Below are 17,227 nucleotides of genomic sequence, written 5' to 3'. Positions count from 1 at the left end.
CCCGGCCGTCACTCTTCTTGCGCGGTCGTCTTCAGGTAAGCGATGACATCGTCGATCTCGGCCTGGGTCCAAAGGCCGAAGAAGCGCATGCTGGTTCCCGGCACTTTCTTTTTGGGGCTCGAGAGAAAGGCCGAAAGCGCCGCGTCGTCCCAGACGAGACCGGCAGCGGCCGCATCCTTCATCGCCTGCGAATACTTGTAGTCGGGAACTTGCGCTGCCGGTCGCCCGACGACGCCTTTGAGATGCGGGCCGAACCGGTTGGTCTCCCGGTCGGCCACATGACAGGCGACGCATTTCTGGTACACGCGCTTGCCGTTGCCGGCATCCGCCGCTTGCGCGGTCGAGGAAAAGGCGAGCGCGACAAGGGCGAGGGCGCAGAGCCCTGTCCTTGCCGCTCTGTGCATCCGCCCGGTCACCGTTTCAGACTGCCCAGAATGCCGCGCACGATCGCCCGGCCCACCTGGGTGGCGACGGTGCGCGTCACGCTTTTCATGGCAGCCTCGATGATCGTCTCGCGCTGGTAGCCCGAGCGGCCAACGGTTCTGCGGCCCTTGGGTTCGTCTTCGTCCTTGTTGCCAAAGCCGGGCAGGGTCCATCCGGTCGTCTCGCCGGAGCCTGCGGGCGGCGCGGGATCGAGTTCATCCTCTGCCTTGCGGGCAGCGGCTGCATCGGCGGCCTGCTTTGCCCGGGCGCCAAGCATTTCGAAGGCGCTTTCGCGGTCGAGATCCTCGTCATAGATCCCGAGAACCGGGCTGCGATCCATCACCGATTGCCGCTCCGCATCGGTCAGCGGACCGATCCGACCGGATGGCGGGCGGATCAGCGTCCGTTCCACCATTGACGGCGCACCCTTGCCACCGAGCGTCGAGACCAGAGCCTCGCCGGTGCCGAGCTGGGTGATCGCGGTCGCGCAATCGAAGGCCGGGTTCGGGCGGAACGTGTCGGCGGCGGTCTTCACTGCCTTCTGCTCGCGCGGCGTATAGGCGCGCAGCGCGTGCTGTACCCGGTTGCCGAGCTGGGCGAGAACGCTTTCCGGCACGTCGAGCGGGTTCTGGGTGACGAAATAGACGCCGACGCCCTTGGAGCGGATCAGCCGCACCACCTGCTCGACGCGGTCGAGCAGAACCTTCGGCGCTTCGTCGAACAAAAGATGCGCCTCGTCGAAGAAGAACACCAGCTTCGGCTTGTCCGGATCGCCCACCTCGGGCAGTTCCTCGAACAGTTCCGACAGAAGCCACAAAAGGAACGTCGCGTAGAGCCGCGGGTTCATCATCAGCTTGTCGGCGGCAAGGATCGAGATCTGGCCGTAACCGGAATTCGGGTTCACCCGCATGATGTCGGTGATTTTCAGCGCCGGCTCGCCGAAGAAATGCTCCGCACCCTGCTGTTCCAGAACGAGCAGCGCCCGCTGGATCGAGCCGACCGAAGCCTTGGAAATGAGGCCGAATTCCTTGGATAGTTCCGACGCGTTCTCGGCCATGTAATTCAGAAGCGAGGTCAGGTCCTTGAGGTCGAGCAGCGGCAGCCCGGCCTTGTCGGCCAGCTTGAAGGCGATGTTCAGCACGCCTTCCTGCGGTTCGGATGCATCCATCAGACGGGCCAGCAAGAGCGGCCCCATCTCGGCGATCGTGGTGCGAACCCTATGCCCTTTGGTGCCGTAGAGATCCCAGAAGATCACCGGGAACTGTTCGAACTCGTAATCGGCAAAGCCGATCTGCTCGGCGCGTTTGGCGAGGAAATCCTTGGGCTCGCCCTTGGCCGCGACGCCGGAAAGATCGCCCTTGATGTCGGATGCAAAAACGGGAACGCCGGCCCGCGAAAAGCCCTCGGCCAGAACCTGTAGCGTCACGGTCTTGCCGGTGCCGGTCGCGCCCGTTACCAACCCGTGGCGGTTGCCGAATTTCATGTCGAGGAATTCGGCCTTGTTCAACGTGTCGTCAGGGTTGCGACTGCCGCCGATAAAGAGTTTCGCCTGATCGTCCGCATCAATATTCGCCATGCAACTATGCGCTCCCTAAACGCGTTCAATCTGTGGCTTTTATAGGACGCGCTGAAGAGCCGGGCAACGGCTGAAAATCGGCCAAGTGAAAACTGGCGCGAGAGGCGGCAGAAGAGGGGTGAATACGTGACGATGACGGACACAGCCGGACCGGCGGGAACTCGGACACTCGATGCGCAAGGCGTGCGCGATGCGCAGAGGGGTCGCCATGCGGATGGCCCGATGGGCATTCCAGCCCGCGGCCTCAAAGACGTGTTCTGGCGCGTCTATGCCGGCGTGACCGAAGACCGCATCACGCTGATCGCCGCCGGCGTCACCTATTACCTGCTGCTGGCGCTGTTTCCCGCCGCAAGCGCGCTCGTGTCGATCTACGGGTTCGTCGCCGATCCCGTGACGATAGCCGATCGGATCGCGTTTCTGAGCACGATCATGCCCGCCGAAGGGCTGAACATCTTTCTCGATCAGGTCCGGGCACTTTCAAGCGAACGCGGCGCTACACTGTCGATCGGCCTGATCGCGGGTCTGGCGCTGGCGCTCTGGAGCGCCAACAACGGCATGAAGGCGCTGTTCGAGGCCATGAATGTCGCTTACGGCGAGCAGGAAAAGCGCGGCATCGTCAAGCTCAACCTGATGTCGCTGCTCTTCACGCTCGGCGCGATGCTGATTGCCATCGTCATCCTGTTTGCCATGGGCGTGGTGCCGGCATTGCTCAAATATTTCTGGCTCGACCAGTGGTCGGAAATGATCATCCGCATCGCCCGCTGGCCGTTGATGATGGTCTTCGTCACGCTCGGCATCATGGCGCTCTACCGGTTCGGCCCCAGCCGCGAGCCGGCGAAGATCCAGTGGCTGACCTGGGGTGCTGCCTTTTCCACCATTTTCTGGCTTCTCGCCTCGCTCGGCGTGTCCTACTATCTGGCCAACGTCGCCGATTACAATGCCACCTATGGCACGCTCGGCGCGCTGATCGGCTTCATGGTCTGGACATGGGTATCCGTCATCATCGTGGTCGTCGGCGCCGAGATCAATGCCGAGCTCGAGCACCAGACCTCGGTCGATTCCACCACCGGCCATCCGAAGCCGATGGGGGCACGCGGCGCTGAAATGGCCGATACGGTGGGTGCTGCGGCCGAGGATTGATAAGCCGCCGGTTGCGCCAACCCGGGCTGCGTGGCACCAGTTGGAACACGCCTGTTGGCATCCGGCACGAGTCTATGTATGACCTTGACGTGAACGTCAAAACTGAGGAGATATTGATGAACGAGATGGTTACCCGCGTTGCCGACCGCGTCGGTCTTGCACCTGATGCGGCCGAAAAGGCGATCGGCATGATGCTGGGCTTCCTGCAGCGCGAGGCGGATGACGCTGCCGTGGCGCGGATGATCGAAGCCATTCCCGGCGCACCGGAACTGGTCGGCAAATTCAACGGCGAAGGTGCCGGTGGCGGCGGTCTGCTCGGCGGCCTGATGTCGAGCTTCGGCGGCGGCGGCATCATGACGCTCGGCCAGCAGCTGATGTCGCAGGGCCTCGGCATGGGCGAAATCACTGCACTTGCCAAGGAAACCATGGCCGTAGCACGCGAACACGCCGGTGACGAAACCGTCGATACGGTCATCGCATCGGTGCCCGGCCTCAGCCAGTTCGTGTGATCTCAACTTGTGAATCGAAAGCCGCTGGCTCCATCGCCGGCGGCTTTTCTAAATCATCAGCTATGCTATAGGTCGGCGATGAGCGACAACATCATCAAGTTCCAGCGTCCGAAACCGGTCAAGCCACCGCGCAAGTCGCCGTTCAAGAACATGGCGCCCGGTGTGAAGCGCATGCTGTTCTGGGTCGCCATTATCGCGGGCCTGGTCCTGGCATTCCTCTATTTCCAGTTCGCCGGCAGCCCACCCCCGGGCGTCTGAGCCAAGTCGATCAGATCGGTTTCGCAGCCTCCGCATGAGGGCCGAACGTCAGCCCTTGGCGGCCAGCCAGATCACGTGCTTTGCCCCGCGCTTGCCATTGGCGCGCGTGTTCACCACATCAGCCTGAAATCCTACTTCCTTCAGCCGCCGGGTAAAGCCCTGATCGGGCCCTGACGACCAGACGGCGAGAACCCCGCCGGGCCGCAGCGCCGAACGTGCAGCGTAGAGACCACTCATCGTGTAGAGCCGGTCGTTCGAGGCCCGGGTCAACCCGTCCGGCCCATTGTCGACATCGAGCAGGATGGCATCGAAGGCACCGGTCGACTGGCGGATCAACTCGCTGACATCGCCCTCGAAAATCGCCACGCGCGGATCGTCGAGGCAGCCCTTGAAGACAGGCGCCATCGGCCCGCGTGCCCAGTCGACAACCGCCGGCACCAGCTCGGCCACGGTTACCTGCGCATCCTCGGGCAGAACGGCAAGTGCCGCCCTCAGCGTGAAACCCATGCCGAGCCCGCCAATCAGCATCGACGGCTTCGCCCTCTTGCCGATCTTCTCGTTCGCAAGCGTTGCAAGCGCTTCTTCCGAACCGCTGAGACGGCTGTTCATCAGCTCGTTGGTGCCGAGCATGATGGAAAATTCCTGGCCGCGCTGCTTCAGACGCAGCTCGCCTTCCTCGCCGGGCAGGGCGCCGGGAATGGTTGCGCGGTCGAGCTGGATCCAGGGCAGCATGGGGGGATACCTCTTGGTCGGAGCGGCTTTGCTACAGAAGCGCAAAGGACGGGTCAATGCTGCGCTCCGGGGAGTTGACTTTCCACCGTATTCGCTCCATTTCACGCGCAAAGCGCTACCCGTTCGGGTGCCGCTCTTTCAAAGGACAAACCGAGATGAACCCCGACAGTCGAAGTTCGACGTCAACAGATAGACCTGCCGCTTCGGGGCTCTGAACCGTTCATATCGGTGATGCGCTCCGGGGACCTCAATGGTCCGGAATAGGAGCCGTCATGCTGCGTATCCATGCCTATGATCACGACCGCCTTGTCGCGGCCGACGCCGTAATCGCCAGTGCAGCCGCCGATGCGACGTCTGTTGCTCCGCAGCCGCCTGTGATCTGGTACGACCTGATCAACCCGACGGCCAAGGAAGAGCGCGATGTCGGCTCTCGCCTCGGGGTTACCATTCCCACCCAGGACGAGATGGAGGATATCGAACTGTCCTCCCGGCTCTACCAGGAAGACGGCGCCGAGTTCATGACCATGACCGTGCTGACGCGCCCGGATGCCGGTACGCCGCACAAGGTTCCCGTCACCTTTATCGTCAAGGGCCAGGTTCTCGTTACCGTGCGCTATTCCGAGCCGCGTCCCTTCGATGCGTTCATGGCGCGTGCCCGCAAGGGCAACGGGCTCGGCCTCCATTCGGCAACCGGCGAACTGATCATGACCGGTCTGGTCGAGGCGATCATCGACCGCATGGCGGATACGCTGGAGCGGCTCGGCAACGATATTGATCAGATCTCGCGCGATATCTTTGCGGCGAAGGCCTCCAAGGTCAACAAGAAGACGCGCGACCTGCAGGAACTGATCCGGGCGATCGGCCAGAAGGGCGAGTTCATCACCGTCGTGCGCGAAAGCCTCGTCAGCGTCTCGCGCGTCGTCGCCTATTATGCCGCCCTCGATGGTGTCGATCGCAAGCTGCCCAAGGAAATGCGCCAGCGCCTGAAACTGCTGCAGCGCGATGCCACCTCGCTTGGCGATCACTCGGCCTTCATGTCCGGCAAGATCAACTTCCTGCTCGATGCGACGCTGGGGCTGATCAATCTGGAGCAGAACCAGATCATCAAGATCTTCTCGGTTGCGTCCGTCGTGTTCCTGCCGCCGACGCTCGTCGCATCGGTCTACGGCATGAACTTCGCCAACCAGCCGGAACTGCAGTGGCATTACGGCTATCAGCTGGCACTCTGCCTGATGATCGTCTCGATGGCGCTGCCGTATCTCTACTTCCGCCGCAAGGGCTGGCTGTAATCACAAACCAAGACGGGCGGAGCACGGCTGCTCCGCCCGTCCTTGTCTGATCTAGGCGGCAAGACGCGCTCTAGCGTTCCTGGATCTGTGGCATGAAATCCGGCAGAAGCTTGCAGGGCTCCTTGTAGATCTCGGCTTTCTTTTCACACAGGGCTGCCACCGTCTGCGGCGTCGGTTTCTCGCCCTTGTCGATCCAGCTCAGCATGGCGGAAAACAGCGCTGCATATTGCGGCGTCGAGAGCTTGGAATGCTCCGCCTCGTCCGAAAAGTTCTGCACCAGCAGCTCGCCATTGCCGGCCTTGTCCACCGTTTGGCGATAGATCGCCTCGTGATCGACAAACACGGTAGGATCGTTCTTTGCGTGCAGGGTGATGGTCGGCGCGACGATCTGGCCGGTCAGATCGGCATCATAGGCCATCAGCCGAGCCGCTTGCGGGTCCGCCTTGAACCGCTCGACACCCTTGTTCAGCGCCGCGTCGTCGTCCGATCCCTTGTACTGAACGTTGGAATTGTCGAACGGATTCTTTCCGTCCATCCGCCGCCAGACGATGTCGGAAAACAACCCGGTCGCCCAGGCCAGATGCGCCACCAGCGTCTTTTCCGGCACCTTGGTGACGGCGAGGATATTGGCGAGGTTCTTCGCTTGCTCTGGCGACCGCTTGTCCTTCGCAAGCGAGATGCCGGTGCATTCGTCGACCCGCTGCTGCAGCTCGTCGCGCGACATCTTCGCGCCCTTGGGCAGGCCCTGCCAGACCGGATACTGCACTTCGTCGGCGCGCGGATGGTTCTTGCAGTAATACTGGTAGACGGCCCGCAGATCGGCGCGGAAGTCATAGCCATGGCCGCCGCCGGCGAGCAAGCCGCTGGTCAGCACCACGCCGTCGTAATTTTTGCGGCCCCGCCAGTCGAGTGCGTAGAGTTCGGCAGTCTTTGCCGCCACATTGCCGCCCCAGGACTGGCCGTGCAGCAGGACATGCTTCGGCTCCCCGAGAAGCGCGATCGCGATCTGGCGCAGAGTGTCGGTATCGGACGCCGCCATCCGCACGCCATAGCCTTCGCGGCGATAGTTGGAACCGGCCCAGGCATAGCCCTCCTGAACGGTGACCGCGAAACGCTCGAGATCCTCGACCGGATCGTCCGGCGTAGGCTTTGCGGTGCGTGGCCCGCCATGGGCATGAACGACGAGCGTGCCGTTCCAGTCCTTCGGCTTGGCGATCCAGTAATAGGCGCCGTGCAGATCCTCGCCCGCGAAGCACTCGGTCCCGGCAGGCATCGAACTCGGGCAGTCCTTCGGCGCGGGGTCCGCAGGCTTTTGCTGCGCGCTGGCGGGCAGGGCGGTAACAACCATCGCCGCCGCGGACATCAATATCGTTCTGAAATGCATGAAAACTCCTCCTCTTCCAGCCCGTGACAAGACCTATGGTTCTGGCTGGGAGAGGCAAGAGAAGACGTGGCCTCGGCTGCCGCGTGGGGGAGGCTCGCCGGGCAATTGGGCGGGATCCCACACAAACCACGGCGGGAGTGTGTGGGAAGCGACCCAAACGGACCATTGTCCGAGACCGAAGCCTCGGACCGGATCAGTCCCATTCTGGCGCGAGATGCACCGGCGATACGATGCGTCCGTCTGTCCGCGACAGCGCAAACACCGCTTCCATTTCCTGCGGCGACAGCGAGAAGTCGAAGATGTCGTAATTCTCCGGCAGCCGGCTTTCGGTCGCGGTCTTCGACAGCGCGATCACGTCCTCCTGCTGCACGGCCCAGCGCAGCACGACCTGAGCGTCGGTCTTTTTGTACTTCGCGCCGATCTCCTTCAACACCTCGTCCTTCGGCACCGCGCCATCGGCCATCAGGTAATAGGCGGTCACCGACATGCCGGTCTTGCGCGCTTCCATCAGCACCTTGGTCTGGTCGAGATAGGGGTGATACTCCACCTGGTTGTTGACAACTGGCGCATCGGACAGCTTGACCGCTTCGGCCATCAGCGCGGTCGAGAAGTTGGAAACGCCGATATTCTTGACCTTTCCCGCGGTTTTCAGCTCGTTCAGTGCCCCCATCCGGTCGGCCAGCGGCATTTCGCTCTGCGGCCAGTGCAGAAGCAGAAGGTCGACGTGATCTGTCTTCAGCTTGGCAAGGCTTTCGTCCACCGAAGCGATAAAGGCATCGTGACCGACGCGGTCGACCCAGACTTTCGTGGTGAGAAAGATGTCGTCGCGCGGAATGCCCGACTGACGAAGGACGTCGCCGACAGCCTGCTCGTTCTTGTAGATCTGCGCAGTGTCCACATGGCGGAAGCCGAGTTTGAGGGCTTGCGGCAGAATGCGATGAACATCCGCATCGGGCATGCGGAACGTGCCGAAACCGAGAGCTGGGATATGGGCGCCGTTGGCGTTGACGGTTTGCATCATGTGCTCCTTGGAAAAGGGGGCCCGACGGGGAGCCGGGCAAAGAAGAGGCACACTCTAGATGGGCCGTGAATTCCGGCGATCAAGCAGAGACCGGCCCAGGATCACTCCACCGGATGCGACAAATCGGCTCGAAGAAGGCCTCGGAGGCCGCGCAATCCACCTCGTCAGGTCTCTTTGCGCGCCCGTTTCGCCCGTCTCGCGACTCGACCGAACCGCTGTTTCAGAAAGTTTGATGTCCGGTACCGCACGCCGCTTGGTCGCTCGGGATCGGCAATGTCCGATTCAGCCAGCAATTCCTCGTCGGCACTCAGCTCCCGCATCTTGACCGGCAGCAGACCTCGGCCGCTCTGTCGGTTCAACGCCTCGATGGCCGCGATGATCGACCCGTCATGCGCTGCAACCGCGTCACGCACTTCCTGCGGTTCGCGCCCAAGATGTTCGGCGATGAGATCGTCGCGGGTACTGACGATCTTTTCGCTCAGCGTGTCCTCACCCGGCTGCGCCTCGAGGATGAGGTCGCATTCCGTATCGTAGCCCATCGAGCGGTTGTTAAGATTGGCCGAGCCGATTTTCACGATCCGGTCGTCGGCAAACATCATCTTGGCATGCACATAGATCGACGTGCGGGCCTCGTTGACAGGGTAGTAGATCCGGAAGCGATCATGAACATCGGCGTCCTTCACCATCTTCATCAGCCGAATGCGGGCGCTGTCCATCGCCTTGGCTTCCAGCCAGCCTTCGCAGCCCTCCGGATTGATCAGCACGATTTCCGGTCCGTCGGGCTCCTTCAGCCGTTCCGCCATGGCCTCTGCAATACGACGCGAGGCGAAATACTGGCTCTCGACATAAAGCGTCTTTTTCACCGAACCGATGATCGCAAGCTTGGCGGTCTCGATCTCGACGATCTGGCTGCGCCCCTCGTATTCAGGCGCGGTTCGGGCGATGCCGATCGAGATGTCGCGAAACCCGACCTCCAGCTCGTCCGGCCAGGGATCGTTCTCCGTGGCGGTATTCTCGTCGGGCGGATCGAGCGTCTCGTCGGTTGCCAGTTTCCAGCGCCGCCGTGCGACCTCGCCGAGCGCCCGTGCGGCCTCGCCGGAAAGGCAGGTGGTGGCATCGTGCCAGGGCCCTTGCGCAAATCCCATCGGCGACTTGCGCAACGGCTCGTCTTCCGAATGGTCGCGACTGTCCCAGCGCCCAACGGTCATGTCGATCCCGCCGCAGAATGCCACTTCGTCGTCGATGACGAGAAGCTTCATGTGATGTGCCGACAGCGCCGGATGCGCGCCGTCGAGCTTCAGATGGATGCGCTTGTCGAACATCCATTTGAGAATATAAAACGGCGTTTCACCGCGAGTGATCGAATTGATCAGCCCGATATCCCATTTGAGAATGCGAATATCGAGCCCGTTGTTTCGCTCGGCGAGCGCGTTCAGAAACTTGCCAAGCTCGTCGGGCCATTCCTCCTTCGCGCTCTTGTCAGCCTTGCCATCCTTCTTGCCCGGCTCCAGCTGGATGCGCGTGTCGAAATCCCAGCCGATCAGGTAGATCGACTTTTTCGCCTTCGTCATCGTGCGCTTGGCGAAGCGAAAGAAATCGGCTGCATCGATGATGATGGAAAGTCTGTCCGCCTTGGCAATCCGCCAGCACGTGTCGCCTTCGTTGAGGATGCTTTGCATCGATCCAGTCGCCCCAGTCTTCGTCTTTTCGGTTATCGAGGATATAGGGCAGCACCGCGCTGCTTCTACGGGAAATATACAAGGATCGGTCGAGCAATGCGCAGCCGCGTCATCCTGCATTTCTGCGATCGCGATGACTGCTGACCGCGATCGCAATCAGGATCAGCGGCCACAGGCACGACAGCAAAAGTCCCATGATCCTGTCGAAGCTCCAGGGAAGCCGTCGTGTCACACCCTCGGCCAACGTCATCCCGAAGAACGCGGTCGCTACCGTCAGGTACACTATGGTGGCTAGAGTCGTCATGGGTCTCGCTGGCACGGTACCGGTCATCGCGATGGGGGTCGCACGCGCCCCCGAAAGCGTTCAAACACGGATCGAGCCCGCCGTCCTCAACTTTTATGAGAGAGTGCCAGATTTCGCACTGCCGGCCCCGACGGGCGGCATCACGCTTTTAAGCGTGAATCGCTTCGATTTCGCGTGCCACCATCTCCTGCAGCCGCCAGAGATTGCGGTCGCGGATGCCGAATTCGGCCAGATGTACGACGGTATTATAGAGATATTCGGCGCAGGAACCGCGGTGGCCGCAGGCGCGCGCCAGAACCGGCGCCACATCCTGAAGCGGCGGAAGCGGCCTGATGATCCGCGGGCTCTTTCCGCCGGCCCAGAAAGTCAGCGCCCGGATCGTCTCGCCGCCTTGCGTCCGCACGGGGAGAAAACGGAAGGTCGAAAGGCTGTCCTTGTGGCTCACCTCGCGGCGCAGCGCCTTGTCGATCTGCTCGCGCTTTTCCGTATCGGCCACCCGGTAAATCACGCCGTCGCAACGACCGCCGCGCGACAGCATCATCATCAGCCCCGGCTGGTCGGGCGAACCGCGGCCCCGTTCGATATGGAGCGAAAACGACCGATGCCAGCCATAGGCCGTCGCCCGCTGGCAGGCGATCGAATCAAAGCCCGGCTTCCAGATCAGCGAGCCATAGGCAAAGATCCACAATGGCTCATCGCCGATTTCCTCCACCAGCCGCTCGGTAATCTCGGCATAGTCGGCATCCGTCAGCGGCTCCCATGTTGGTGGCGCGCCCGGATCCATCTCGTCGCGAAAACACAGGTCGACGAGGTCCTGCGTCAGCGACATGGACGATGACTTGAGAGCCGTTGAGGTGAGGGCGCCGGAGCTGGACATGGCCTCTGCGTTGTAAAAAAATGAGTGCGTAAACGGGAGGTGAGGCGCAAGACTGCAAGCCTGAACGGCTGCTGTCAACGTTTTTGGGCCGCGTTTGTGAAGGATTTGCTGCGTTGCCGCAGAGTGGCCCCACTGTTCTGGTCGAAGGGATCACGCAACGTTTCAGACGGAAATGTTCGCGTTATTCTGCGTGAGAGGGAGTTTTCGATACATGCGCTGGTTGTTTCTCATTGTCCTTGGCCTGCTGGTGGCCGTCATTTTGTCAATCACCCTGATGCAGAACGACAGTCGTCAGCTGGGTAGCGATAACCTGTTGCAGGGAGCGCCGGGCAGTCCGCGCCAGCCATCGGACTCGCCGCTTCTTCCGGCACCCGCACCGCAGCGAGCGCCCTGACCATCGGACGGCGGCAATTCGGCGTGCCATCAATATTTGTGATGAATCATCTCGGATTGTCGCTTGACCTTGAGGGCTTCGGGGATTTCATTCACGCCAAATTTTAGCGACCCCCGCCAAGCTTTGAAGACCCGAAGGAGAATATCATGGCCGTCGACACATCCCCTCGCTCCACCACCTGGACCTACGTGGATGGTGAGTGGGTGGAAGGAAATCCGAAGCTGATCGGACCCACCTCGCACGCCATGTGGCTGGGCACGACCGTGTTCGACGGCGCCCGCTGGTTCGAAGGCATCTCGCCGGATCTCAACATGCACTGCCAGCGCGTCAACCGCTCGGCCATCAATATGGGCATGAAGCCGGTCATGGCAGCCGAGGAGATCGAGCGGCTGGCGCTCGAAGGCGTCAAGAAGTTCGACGGCAAGACGGCGATCTACATCAAGCCGATGTACTGGGCCGAACACGGTCTTCCCACCAGCGTCGTCGCCGCCGATCCGGAATCGACCCGGTTTGCGCTCTGCCTGTTCGAAGCTCCGATGCACACGGCAAAGGCATCGTCGCTCACCGTGTCGCCGTTCCGCCGCCCGAGCGCCGAGGTGGCCATGACGGCCGCCAAGACCGGTAGCCTTTATCCCAACAGCGGCCGCATGATCGTCGAGGCGCAGAGCCGCGGCTTCGACAATGCGCTCGCGCTCGACATGAACGGCAATGTCGCCGAAACCGCATCCTCGAACATCTTCATGGTTAAGGACGGCGTGGTCATGACGCCGATCGCCAACGGCACGTTTCTGGCCGGCATCACCCGCTCGCGCGTGCTGACCCTGTTGCGCGGCGCCGGCTTCGACGTGCGCGAAGTCACGCTGACTGCTGCCGATTTCGCCAATGCCGACGAAATCTTCACCTCCGGCAACTACTCGAAAATCGCCCCGGTGAACCGGTTCGAGGACCGCTCCCTGCAGGAAGGTCCTGTCGCCCGCAAGGCGCTCGAACTCTATATGGACTGGGCACGCTCGACCAAGGGCGAAGACGTCTGATTGACGAGGGACGGCACCCGGTCCGGGCGCCGTCCCTCAACCTTGTTCTGCCGCGTTAAAGCGCTTCGTATCCAAACACTTTCGCCAGAAATTCCACGGCGCGGCCAGCACCGGCGCCGGAAATCGTGTGACCGAGCCCGGGCTCGATCGATGTCTCCACGTCGAAACCATGCTTTGCCAACGTGTCGGCCGCCTGTTCGCTTTCCCATGACGGGATGACGTCGTCGGCAGTGCCATGCACCAGAAACACCGGCATCTTCGTGGAGGGCGACAGCGGCTCGGGCGAAGACAGCCGGCCGGAAAAACCGACCACCGCACCCACGCCAAACCGTCCGTTTGCGATCGCGTCGAGCGCCATGATCGTCCCTTGCGAGAAACCCACCAGCGCCACGCGATCAAGCCTCTCGGCAAAGCCGTTGTCCGCGATGATACCGTTGATCAAGGCATCGAACCCCGGCCGTGCCGCCGCAATCCGCGCGCCGCGATTTTCCGGCGTGACGCCCGCAACACTGAACCACTGGTACCCGGCACCAAAGCTTGAAGGCTCCGGCGCATCGGGCGAAACGAAGACGGCATCGCCAAGCGTCCCCGCCCATTCCTCCCCAAGCGGCGCCAGATTGTCGCCACTGGAGCCGACACCGTGCAAGAGGATGACGAGAAGGTTCGGGCTGTTCGTTTCGGCCATGGAAGACATACCTTTGCAGATGAGGATCAGACGTCGGAGAACACTCCGCTACGGCCCCCGGAGGAAACCGCGATACCCGTTATCTAGCGCGCCAGCCGCCAAAGGGACAGGTGCAGGGCAGCGGATGTGGGATGTTGCGACGGGCTGGAAGGTTAGAGAGCATCGCCCTTAGATGATCCGCACCGCAGCCGTACCGATGATGATCAGGGAGACCGCGACCATCAGAGGTTTGGTCGGCAGTCTCTTGACGATCAGCGCTCCAAACGGGGCCGCCAGCACGCCGCCGAGGATGAGGCCGAGCGCCGACGACAGTTCGGACCAGCCGAGCGTGGCGATGAAGGTCGCCGAGATCACCGTCGTTACCGCAAATTCGGTGAGGTTCGTGGAGCCGATCACCTTCTTTGGTTCATGGCCGCGGCCGAGAAGCGAGCTGGTGACGATCGGCCCCCATCCGCCGCCGCCCATGGCATCGAGCACGCCGCCCGCACCGCCCACATAGGGCACGATCCGGTCATGGATGTCGCGCCTGAAGGCCGGGCGGAAGGCCTTGTAAAGAATGTAACATCCGACCAGCATCAGATAGACCGAGACGAACGGCTCGATCGCCTTGCCGTCGATACTGGACAGGAGATAGGCGCCGATCGCGCCGCCGATCATGCCGGCCGGCGCCAGTCGTTTGACCAGCCGCCAGTCGACGTTGCGATGGTAGAGATGCGAGGCGCCGGATGCAGCCGTCGTGAAACACTCGGTCACATGCGTCATGGCGCTGGCGACTGCCGGCGGAACGCCGAAAGCAAGCAGACTAGTGGTGGTGAGAACGCCGAAAGCCATGCCGAGCGCGCCATCGATGATCTGCGCGAAAAAGCCGATTGCCACGAAGATCACGAAATCGGACGTCAGAAAGTCGAAGGTCAAGAAATCAAACACGGCAGCCCTCCCGGCAGTGTTTCATGCCCGGAAAAGTCTGCCGTGGTGGAAAAGTTCCCAAACGCTGCCGCCCGCGCGGTCGCGGATGTTACTTGCTAGGTTTTGCCCTCAGCATGTCGGCGGAGATCTCGCCACCCACTTCGGCCTTTTTGGTCTTCTTGTCGTAGGCGCAGATCGTGCTGATCCTGACCTTGGCGCCTTTGGCTTTGCCGGTGACGACCGCAAGCCCATAGGACTGGCTTCCGAACGGATCGACCACGGCCCTTCCTTTCTCGATCAGGTCTTTCGAGGCCGCCACACACGCCTTGCCGACGTCAGCTTGAAACGTCGTCCACGCATCGTCGGAAGCTGCGTGGGCCGTCACGGCGGTGGTTGCGCAAACGAGGACGATCGGTGCCACAAAGTTTTTCATCGTCAATTTTCTCCGGTTTCTGCATTCGGTGCGAAAGCGATTGATTCCTCTCGCTAATGCTTGGAAAATTCAGCAATTTCTTGTCGATTGAGCGGTTGTTTTTGAAAGGTTCACCGTTGCCTCTTCCCCATCGCGCTCCTATGTTCCAGCACGACCTTCACCAACGGTGTTTGCCAAAAGGAGTATACCAATGGCTTTCGAACTTCCCGAACTTCCATACGATTACGAAGCCCTTGCACCCTTCATGTCGAAGGAAACGCTGGAATACCACCACGACAAGCACCACAAGGCCTATGTCGACAACGGCAACAAGCTTGCGGCCGAAGCCGGCATGGCTGACCTGTCGGTCGAGGACGTCGTCAAGAAGTCCTTTGGCACCAACCAGGGCCTCTTCAACAATGCTGCCCAGCATTACAACCACGTCCATTTCTGGAAGTGGATGAAGAAGGACGGCGGCGGAAACAAGCTGCCGGGCAAGCTCGAAACCGCGATCGCATCTGATCTTGGCGGCTACGACAAGTTCAAGGCTGATTTCATTGCAGCCGGCACCACGCAGTTCGGCTCCGGCTGGGCCTGGCTTTCGGTCAAGGATGGCAAGCTCGTCATCTCCAAGACCCCGAACGGCGAAAACCCGCTGGTCCACGGCGCAGAGCCGATCCTCGGCGTCGACGTCTGGGAACATTCCTATTACATCGACTACCGCAACGCCCGCCCGAAGTATCTCGAGGCTTTCGTCGATAGCCTGATCAACTGGGATTACGTGCTGGAACGCTACGAAGCCGCTTCCAAGTAAGCTCAATCAATTGCTGATTTGCCAGACACCCGGTGCCGCAAGGCGCTGGGTGTTTGCATTTCCGATCAACCGATGTCTGATCAAGCCTGGCTATCGTCAGGCGCCGCTGTCCGCCCACGCGCGGTCGATCTGAAGCGCTTGAAAAACATGACTTTGCATTGGGTTTGACGGCTTCTAGAATCGAGCGCTAAATTACGAAATCGTGACTTCTTTCGGTCATGTAAGCTTGCCATCATCATCACGCGAATGCGTTGATGATGTGAGACGCAGACATCACATCGTTTTAGGGATCGGAGCCGGAAATGAAATTCAGAACTATCGCCATGACGACCGCGGCACTCTGTCTCGGCTTCACCGCTGTCCTTGCGCAGGATGCGGTGGTCGAGAAGCGCGAACAGATGATGAAGCAGGTGGCCGCCTCCACGGCAGCCATGCGCAACATCGCCAAAGGCGACAAACCCTACGACGCCGATGCCATCAAGACCGCGCTGACCACGATCAGCACCAATATGAAGGCCTTCCCGGACCAGTTCCCTATCGGATCCGAAGCCAATTCGGAAGCATCGCCGGCGATCTGGAAGAACGAAGCCGATTTCCGCGCCAAAGCGAACAAGCTCGCCTCCGATGCCGACATGATCCTCGCTTCGATGCCGACGGATGCCGCAGGCGTCCAGAAGGCCGTTGGGACGCTCGGCGCCAATTGCGGCTCCTGCCACGAGACCTACCGCCTGAAGAAGTAGCGCATGCCTGCATGCTTGAACGGCTGTCGCAAAGGCAGCCGTTCCGTTGCGCATCAATGTCGGAGGAAAGTTGGCGATGGCCGCAAGATGGGCAAAAGTGTTGGGCATCGGCGTGGTCATTATCGCCGCCGGTGCCGTTGCCGGCTGGGCACTGACAAAGCCGCAGCCGCATGAGGCAGGCTACTGGTCGAGCGTCGGTCAGCCCGATCTTGCCAAGGGCGAACAATTGTTCTGGGCGGGCGGCTGTGCCGGTTGTCATGCAGCTGAAGGTGCCGAAGGCGACGCCGCAAAGATCCTGTCCGGCGGACTGGCGCTGAAAAGCCCGTTCGGCACCTTCCACGTCCCCAATATCTCGCCCGATCCCAAAGCCGGCATTGGTTTCTGGACGCTTGCCCAATTCGGCGATGCGATGACGAGAGGCGTCGGCCCGAAGGGCGAGCATCTCTACCCGTCCTTTCCCTACGGCTCCTACGCGCGCCTGTCGGCAGCCGACGTCAACGACCTCTACGGCTACATGAAGACCCTGCCGCACAGCAGCAATGTCGCGCCGCCGCACGAATTGGGCTTTCCGTTCAACCAGCGGCTCGCGGTCGGCGGCTGGAAACTCCTCTATTTCGACGACGGCCCACGCGTCGAACTCGCTTCCGCCGATGATAAGGTCAAACGCGGCCAGTTCCTCGTCGAAGGCCCCGGCCACTGCGGCGAGTGCCACACGCCCCGCAACGCGCTCGGCGGCTTCGAAAAAGGCCAGTGGCTGGCCGGCGGTCCCAACCCGGAAGGGCAGGGCAGCATTCCCAACATCACCCCCGGCTCAAAGGACATCGGCGCCTGGAGTGAAGACGAGATCACCGAATACCTCTCGACCGGCTTCACCCCCGATTTCGACAGCGTCGGCGGATCCATGGTGGAGGTTCAGAAGAACATCGCGCATCTGCCGAAAAGCGACTTGCAGGCCATCGCCGCCTATCTGAAGGCGGTGCCGGCAAGGTAAGGCTGGCGTGCTTGCCGCACGACGTTGTTGTGCTATATTTATAGCACATACGAGGTGAG

General features: G+C 61.5%; 19 protein-coding genes. 8 read left to right on the top strand and 11 right to left on the bottom strand.

Annotated features, from left to right (window positions below):
- Positions 1–8: 8 nt before the first annotated feature.
- Together ASG19_RS02100 and ASG19_RS02095 are read right to left on the bottom strand one after the other, a co-directional pair.
- On the bottom strand, positions 9–404 hold the full coding sequence (locus tag ASG19_RS02100; protein WP_062453517.1) for a cytochrome c family protein: 396 nt from the start codon (positions 402–404) through the stop codon (positions 9–11).
- Between the two features lie 8 nt (positions 405–412).
- Positions 413–1,999, bottom strand: a complete 1,587-nt coding sequence (locus ASG19_RS02095; protein WP_062453516.1) for a helicase HerA-like C-terminal domain-containing protein — start codon at positions 1,997–1,999, stop codon at positions 413–415.
- Positions 2,000–2,131: 132 nt separating this feature from the next.
- On the opposite strand from ASG19_RS02095, the gene ASG19_RS02090 reads away from it, so the two are divergent.
- The 3 genes from ASG19_RS02090 to ASG19_RS02080 all read left to right on the top strand — a co-directional run bounded on the left by ASG19_RS02090 (position 2,132) and on the right by ASG19_RS02080 (position 3,906).
- Complete coding sequence (locus ASG19_RS02090) at positions 2,132–3,139, top strand: YihY/virulence factor BrkB family protein (protein ID WP_062453515.1); 1,008 nt, start codon at positions 2,132–2,134, stop codon at positions 3,137–3,139.
- 116 nt (positions 3,140–3,255) lie between these two features.
- Entirely contained in the window at positions 3,256–3,648 is a 393-nt protein-coding gene (locus ASG19_RS02085) for a hypothetical protein (protein WP_062454796.1), read from the top strand.
- A gap of 78 nt (positions 3,649–3,726) precedes the next feature.
- The gene (locus ASG19_RS02080; protein WP_062453514.1) at positions 3,727–3,906 is read left to right on the top strand and encodes a hypothetical protein; all 180 of its coding nucleotides are present in this window, start codon (positions 3,727–3,729) and stop codon (positions 3,904–3,906) included.
- Positions 3,907–3,954: 48 nt separating this feature from the next.
- Here ASG19_RS02080 and ASG19_RS02075 read toward each other — a convergent pair whose 3' ends face one another.
- Positions 3,955–4,638 (bottom strand): hypothetical protein, encoded by a 684-nt coding sequence (locus ASG19_RS02075; RefSeq protein ID WP_062453513.1) that lies wholly within the window; start codon positions 4,636–4,638, stop codon positions 3,955–3,957.
- A 272-nt stretch (positions 4,639–4,910) separates the two neighbouring features.
- Between ASG19_RS02075 and ASG19_RS02070 the strand changes: the two genes are divergently transcribed.
- On the top strand, positions 4,911–5,927 hold the full coding sequence (locus tag ASG19_RS02070) for a magnesium transporter CorA family protein (protein ID WP_062453512.1): 1,017 nt from the start codon (positions 4,911–4,913) through the stop codon (positions 5,925–5,927).
- 70 nt (positions 5,928–5,997) lie between these two features.
- On the opposite strand, the gene ASG19_RS02065 is transcribed toward ASG19_RS02070, so the two are convergent.
- The 5 genes from ASG19_RS02065 to ASG19_RS02045 form a co-directional block, all read right to left on the bottom strand.
- Positions 5,998–7,311 carry a hypothetical protein gene (locus ASG19_RS02065; RefSeq protein ID WP_062453511.1) on the bottom strand — a complete coding sequence of 438 codons (1,314 nt, stop codon included), beginning with the start codon at positions 7,309–7,311 and terminating at the stop codon, positions 5,998–6,000.
- Between the two features lie 193 nt (positions 7,312–7,504).
- Positions 7,505–8,329 (bottom strand): aldo/keto reductase, encoded by an 825-nt coding sequence (locus tag ASG19_RS02060; protein WP_062454794.1) that lies wholly within the window; start codon positions 8,327–8,329, stop codon positions 7,505–7,507.
- Between the two features lie 167 nt (positions 8,330–8,496).
- Positions 8,497–10,011, bottom strand: a complete 1,515-nt coding sequence (locus ASG19_RS02055; RefSeq protein WP_062453510.1) for a phospholipase D-like domain-containing protein — start codon at positions 10,009–10,011, stop codon at positions 8,497–8,499.
- Between the two features lie 109 nt (positions 10,012–10,120).
- Positions 10,121–10,315: a hypothetical protein gene (locus tag ASG19_RS02050; RefSeq protein WP_062453509.1), complete on the bottom strand. Its 195-nt coding sequence runs from the start codon at positions 10,313–10,315 to the stop codon at positions 10,121–10,123.
- A 148-nt stretch (positions 10,316–10,463) separates the two neighbouring features.
- On the bottom strand, positions 10,464–11,192 hold the full coding sequence (locus tag ASG19_RS02045; RefSeq protein ID WP_244476063.1) for a gamma-glutamylcyclotransferase: 729 nt from the start codon (positions 11,190–11,192) through the stop codon (positions 10,464–10,466).
- Between the two features lie 540 nt (positions 11,193–11,732).
- On the opposite strand from ASG19_RS02045, the gene ASG19_RS02035 reads away from it, so the two are divergent.
- Positions 11,733–12,620 (top strand): branched-chain amino acid aminotransferase, encoded by an 888-nt coding sequence (locus ASG19_RS02035; protein ID WP_062453507.1) that lies wholly within the window; start codon positions 11,733–11,735, stop codon positions 12,618–12,620.
- A 55-nt stretch (positions 12,621–12,675) separates the two neighbouring features.
- Here ASG19_RS02035 and ASG19_RS02030 read toward each other — a convergent pair whose 3' ends face one another.
- From ASG19_RS02030 to ASG19_RS02020, 3 genes are all read right to left on the bottom strand, one after another.
- Complete coding sequence (locus ASG19_RS02030; RefSeq protein ID WP_062453506.1) at positions 12,676–13,305, bottom strand: dienelactone hydrolase family protein; 630 nt, start codon at positions 13,303–13,305, stop codon at positions 12,676–12,678.
- Between the two features lie 168 nt (positions 13,306–13,473).
- Positions 13,474–14,205 (bottom strand): sulfite exporter TauE/SafE family protein, encoded by a 732-nt coding sequence (locus ASG19_RS02025; protein ID WP_062454788.1) that lies wholly within the window; start codon positions 14,203–14,205, stop codon positions 13,474–13,476.
- 115 nt (positions 14,206–14,320) lie between these two features.
- Positions 14,321–14,644: a hypothetical protein gene (locus tag ASG19_RS02020; RefSeq protein WP_062453505.1), complete on the bottom strand. Its 324-nt coding sequence runs from the start codon at positions 14,642–14,644 to the stop codon at positions 14,321–14,323.
- 190 nt (positions 14,645–14,834) lie between these two features.
- Here ASG19_RS02020 and ASG19_RS02015 point away from each other — a divergent pair, with 190 nt between their 5' ends.
- The 3 genes from ASG19_RS02015 to ASG19_RS02005 all read left to right on the top strand — a co-directional run bounded on the left by ASG19_RS02015 (position 14,835) and on the right by ASG19_RS02005 (position 17,168).
- The gene (locus ASG19_RS02015; protein ID WP_062453504.1) at positions 14,835–15,437 is read left to right on the top strand and encodes a superoxide dismutase; all 603 of its coding nucleotides are present in this window, start codon (positions 14,835–14,837) and stop codon (positions 15,435–15,437) included.
- Positions 15,438–15,739: 302 nt separating this feature from the next.
- Positions 15,740–16,177 (top strand): cytochrome c, encoded by a 438-nt coding sequence (locus ASG19_RS02010; RefSeq protein ID WP_062453503.1) that lies wholly within the window; start codon positions 15,740–15,742, stop codon positions 16,175–16,177.
- A 76-nt stretch (positions 16,178–16,253) separates the two neighbouring features.
- The gene (locus tag ASG19_RS02005) at positions 16,254–17,168 is read left to right on the top strand and encodes a cytochrome c (RefSeq protein WP_062453502.1); all 915 of its coding nucleotides are present in this window, start codon (positions 16,254–16,256) and stop codon (positions 17,166–17,168) included.
- Positions 17,169–17,227: the final 59 nt, after the last annotated feature.

Origin of the sequence: Rhizobium sp. Leaf306 (assembly GCF_001423425.1) — a bacterium.
Classification (GTDB): Bacteria; Pseudomonadota; Alphaproteobacteria; order Rhizobiales; family Rhizobiaceae; genus Neorhizobium; species Neorhizobium soli.
This window is presented reverse-complemented; position numbering and strand designations above follow the sequence as displayed.

Bases quoted from the DNA above. Each gene is read 5' to 3' on its own strand.
- ASG19_RS02080 (WP_062453514.1), top strand. From the start codon at position 3,727: ATGAGCGACAACATCATCAAGTTCCAGCGTCCGAAACCGGTCAAGCCA.
- ASG19_RS02045 (WP_244476063.1), bottom strand. From the start codon at position 11,192: ATGTCCAGCTCCGGCGCCCTCACCTCAACGGCTCTCAAGTCATCGTCC.
- ASG19_RS02075 (WP_062453513.1), bottom strand. From the start codon at position 4,638: ATGCTGCCCTGGATCCAGCTCGACCGCGCAACCATTCCCGGCGCCCTG.
- ASG19_RS02090 (WP_062453515.1), top strand. From the start codon at position 2,132: ATGACGGACACAGCCGGACCGGCGGGAACTCGGACACTCGATGCGCAA.
- ASG19_RS02050 (WP_062453509.1), bottom strand. From the start codon at position 10,315: ATGACGACTCTAGCCACCATAGTGTACCTGACGGTAGCGACCGCGTTC.
- ASG19_RS02030 (WP_062453506.1), bottom strand. From the start codon at position 13,305: ATGGCCGAAACGAACAGCCCGAACCTTCTCGTCATCCTCTTGCACGGT.
- ASG19_RS02055 (WP_062453510.1), bottom strand. From the start codon at position 10,011: ATGCAAAGCATCCTCAACGAAGGCGACACGTGCTGGCGGATTGCCAAG.
- ASG19_RS02060 (WP_062454794.1), bottom strand. From the start codon at position 8,329: ATGCAAACCGTCAACGCCAACGGCGCCCATATCCCAGCTCTCGGTTTC.
- ASG19_RS02010 (WP_062453503.1), top strand. From the start codon at position 15,740: ATGAAATTCAGAACTATCGCCATGACGACCGCGGCACTCTGTCTCGGC.
- ASG19_RS02085 (WP_062454796.1), top strand. From the start codon at position 3,256: ATGAACGAGATGGTTACCCGCGTTGCCGACCGCGTCGGTCTTGCACCT.
- ASG19_RS02095 (WP_062453516.1), bottom strand. From the start codon at position 1,999: ATGGCGAATATTGATGCGGACGATCAGGCGAAACTCTTTATCGGCGGC.
- ASG19_RS02015 (WP_062453504.1), top strand. From the start codon at position 14,835: ATGGCTTTCGAACTTCCCGAACTTCCATACGATTACGAAGCCCTTGCA.
- ASG19_RS02005 (WP_062453502.1), top strand. From the start codon at position 16,254: ATGGCCGCAAGATGGGCAAAAGTGTTGGGCATCGGCGTGGTCATTATC.
- ASG19_RS02020 (WP_062453505.1), bottom strand. From the start codon at position 14,644: ATGAAAAACTTTGTGGCACCGATCGTCCTCGTTTGCGCAACCACCGCC.
- ASG19_RS02035 (WP_062453507.1), top strand. From the start codon at position 11,733: ATGGCCGTCGACACATCCCCTCGCTCCACCACCTGGACCTACGTGGAT.
- ASG19_RS02100 (WP_062453517.1), bottom strand. From the start codon at position 404: ATGCACAGAGCGGCAAGGACAGGGCTCTGCGCCCTCGCCCTTGTCGCG.
- ASG19_RS02070 (WP_062453512.1), top strand. From the start codon at position 4,911: ATGCTGCGTATCCATGCCTATGATCACGACCGCCTTGTCGCGGCCGAC.
- ASG19_RS02065 (WP_062453511.1), bottom strand. From the start codon at position 7,311: ATGCATTTCAGAACGATATTGATGTCCGCGGCGGCGATGGTTGTTACC.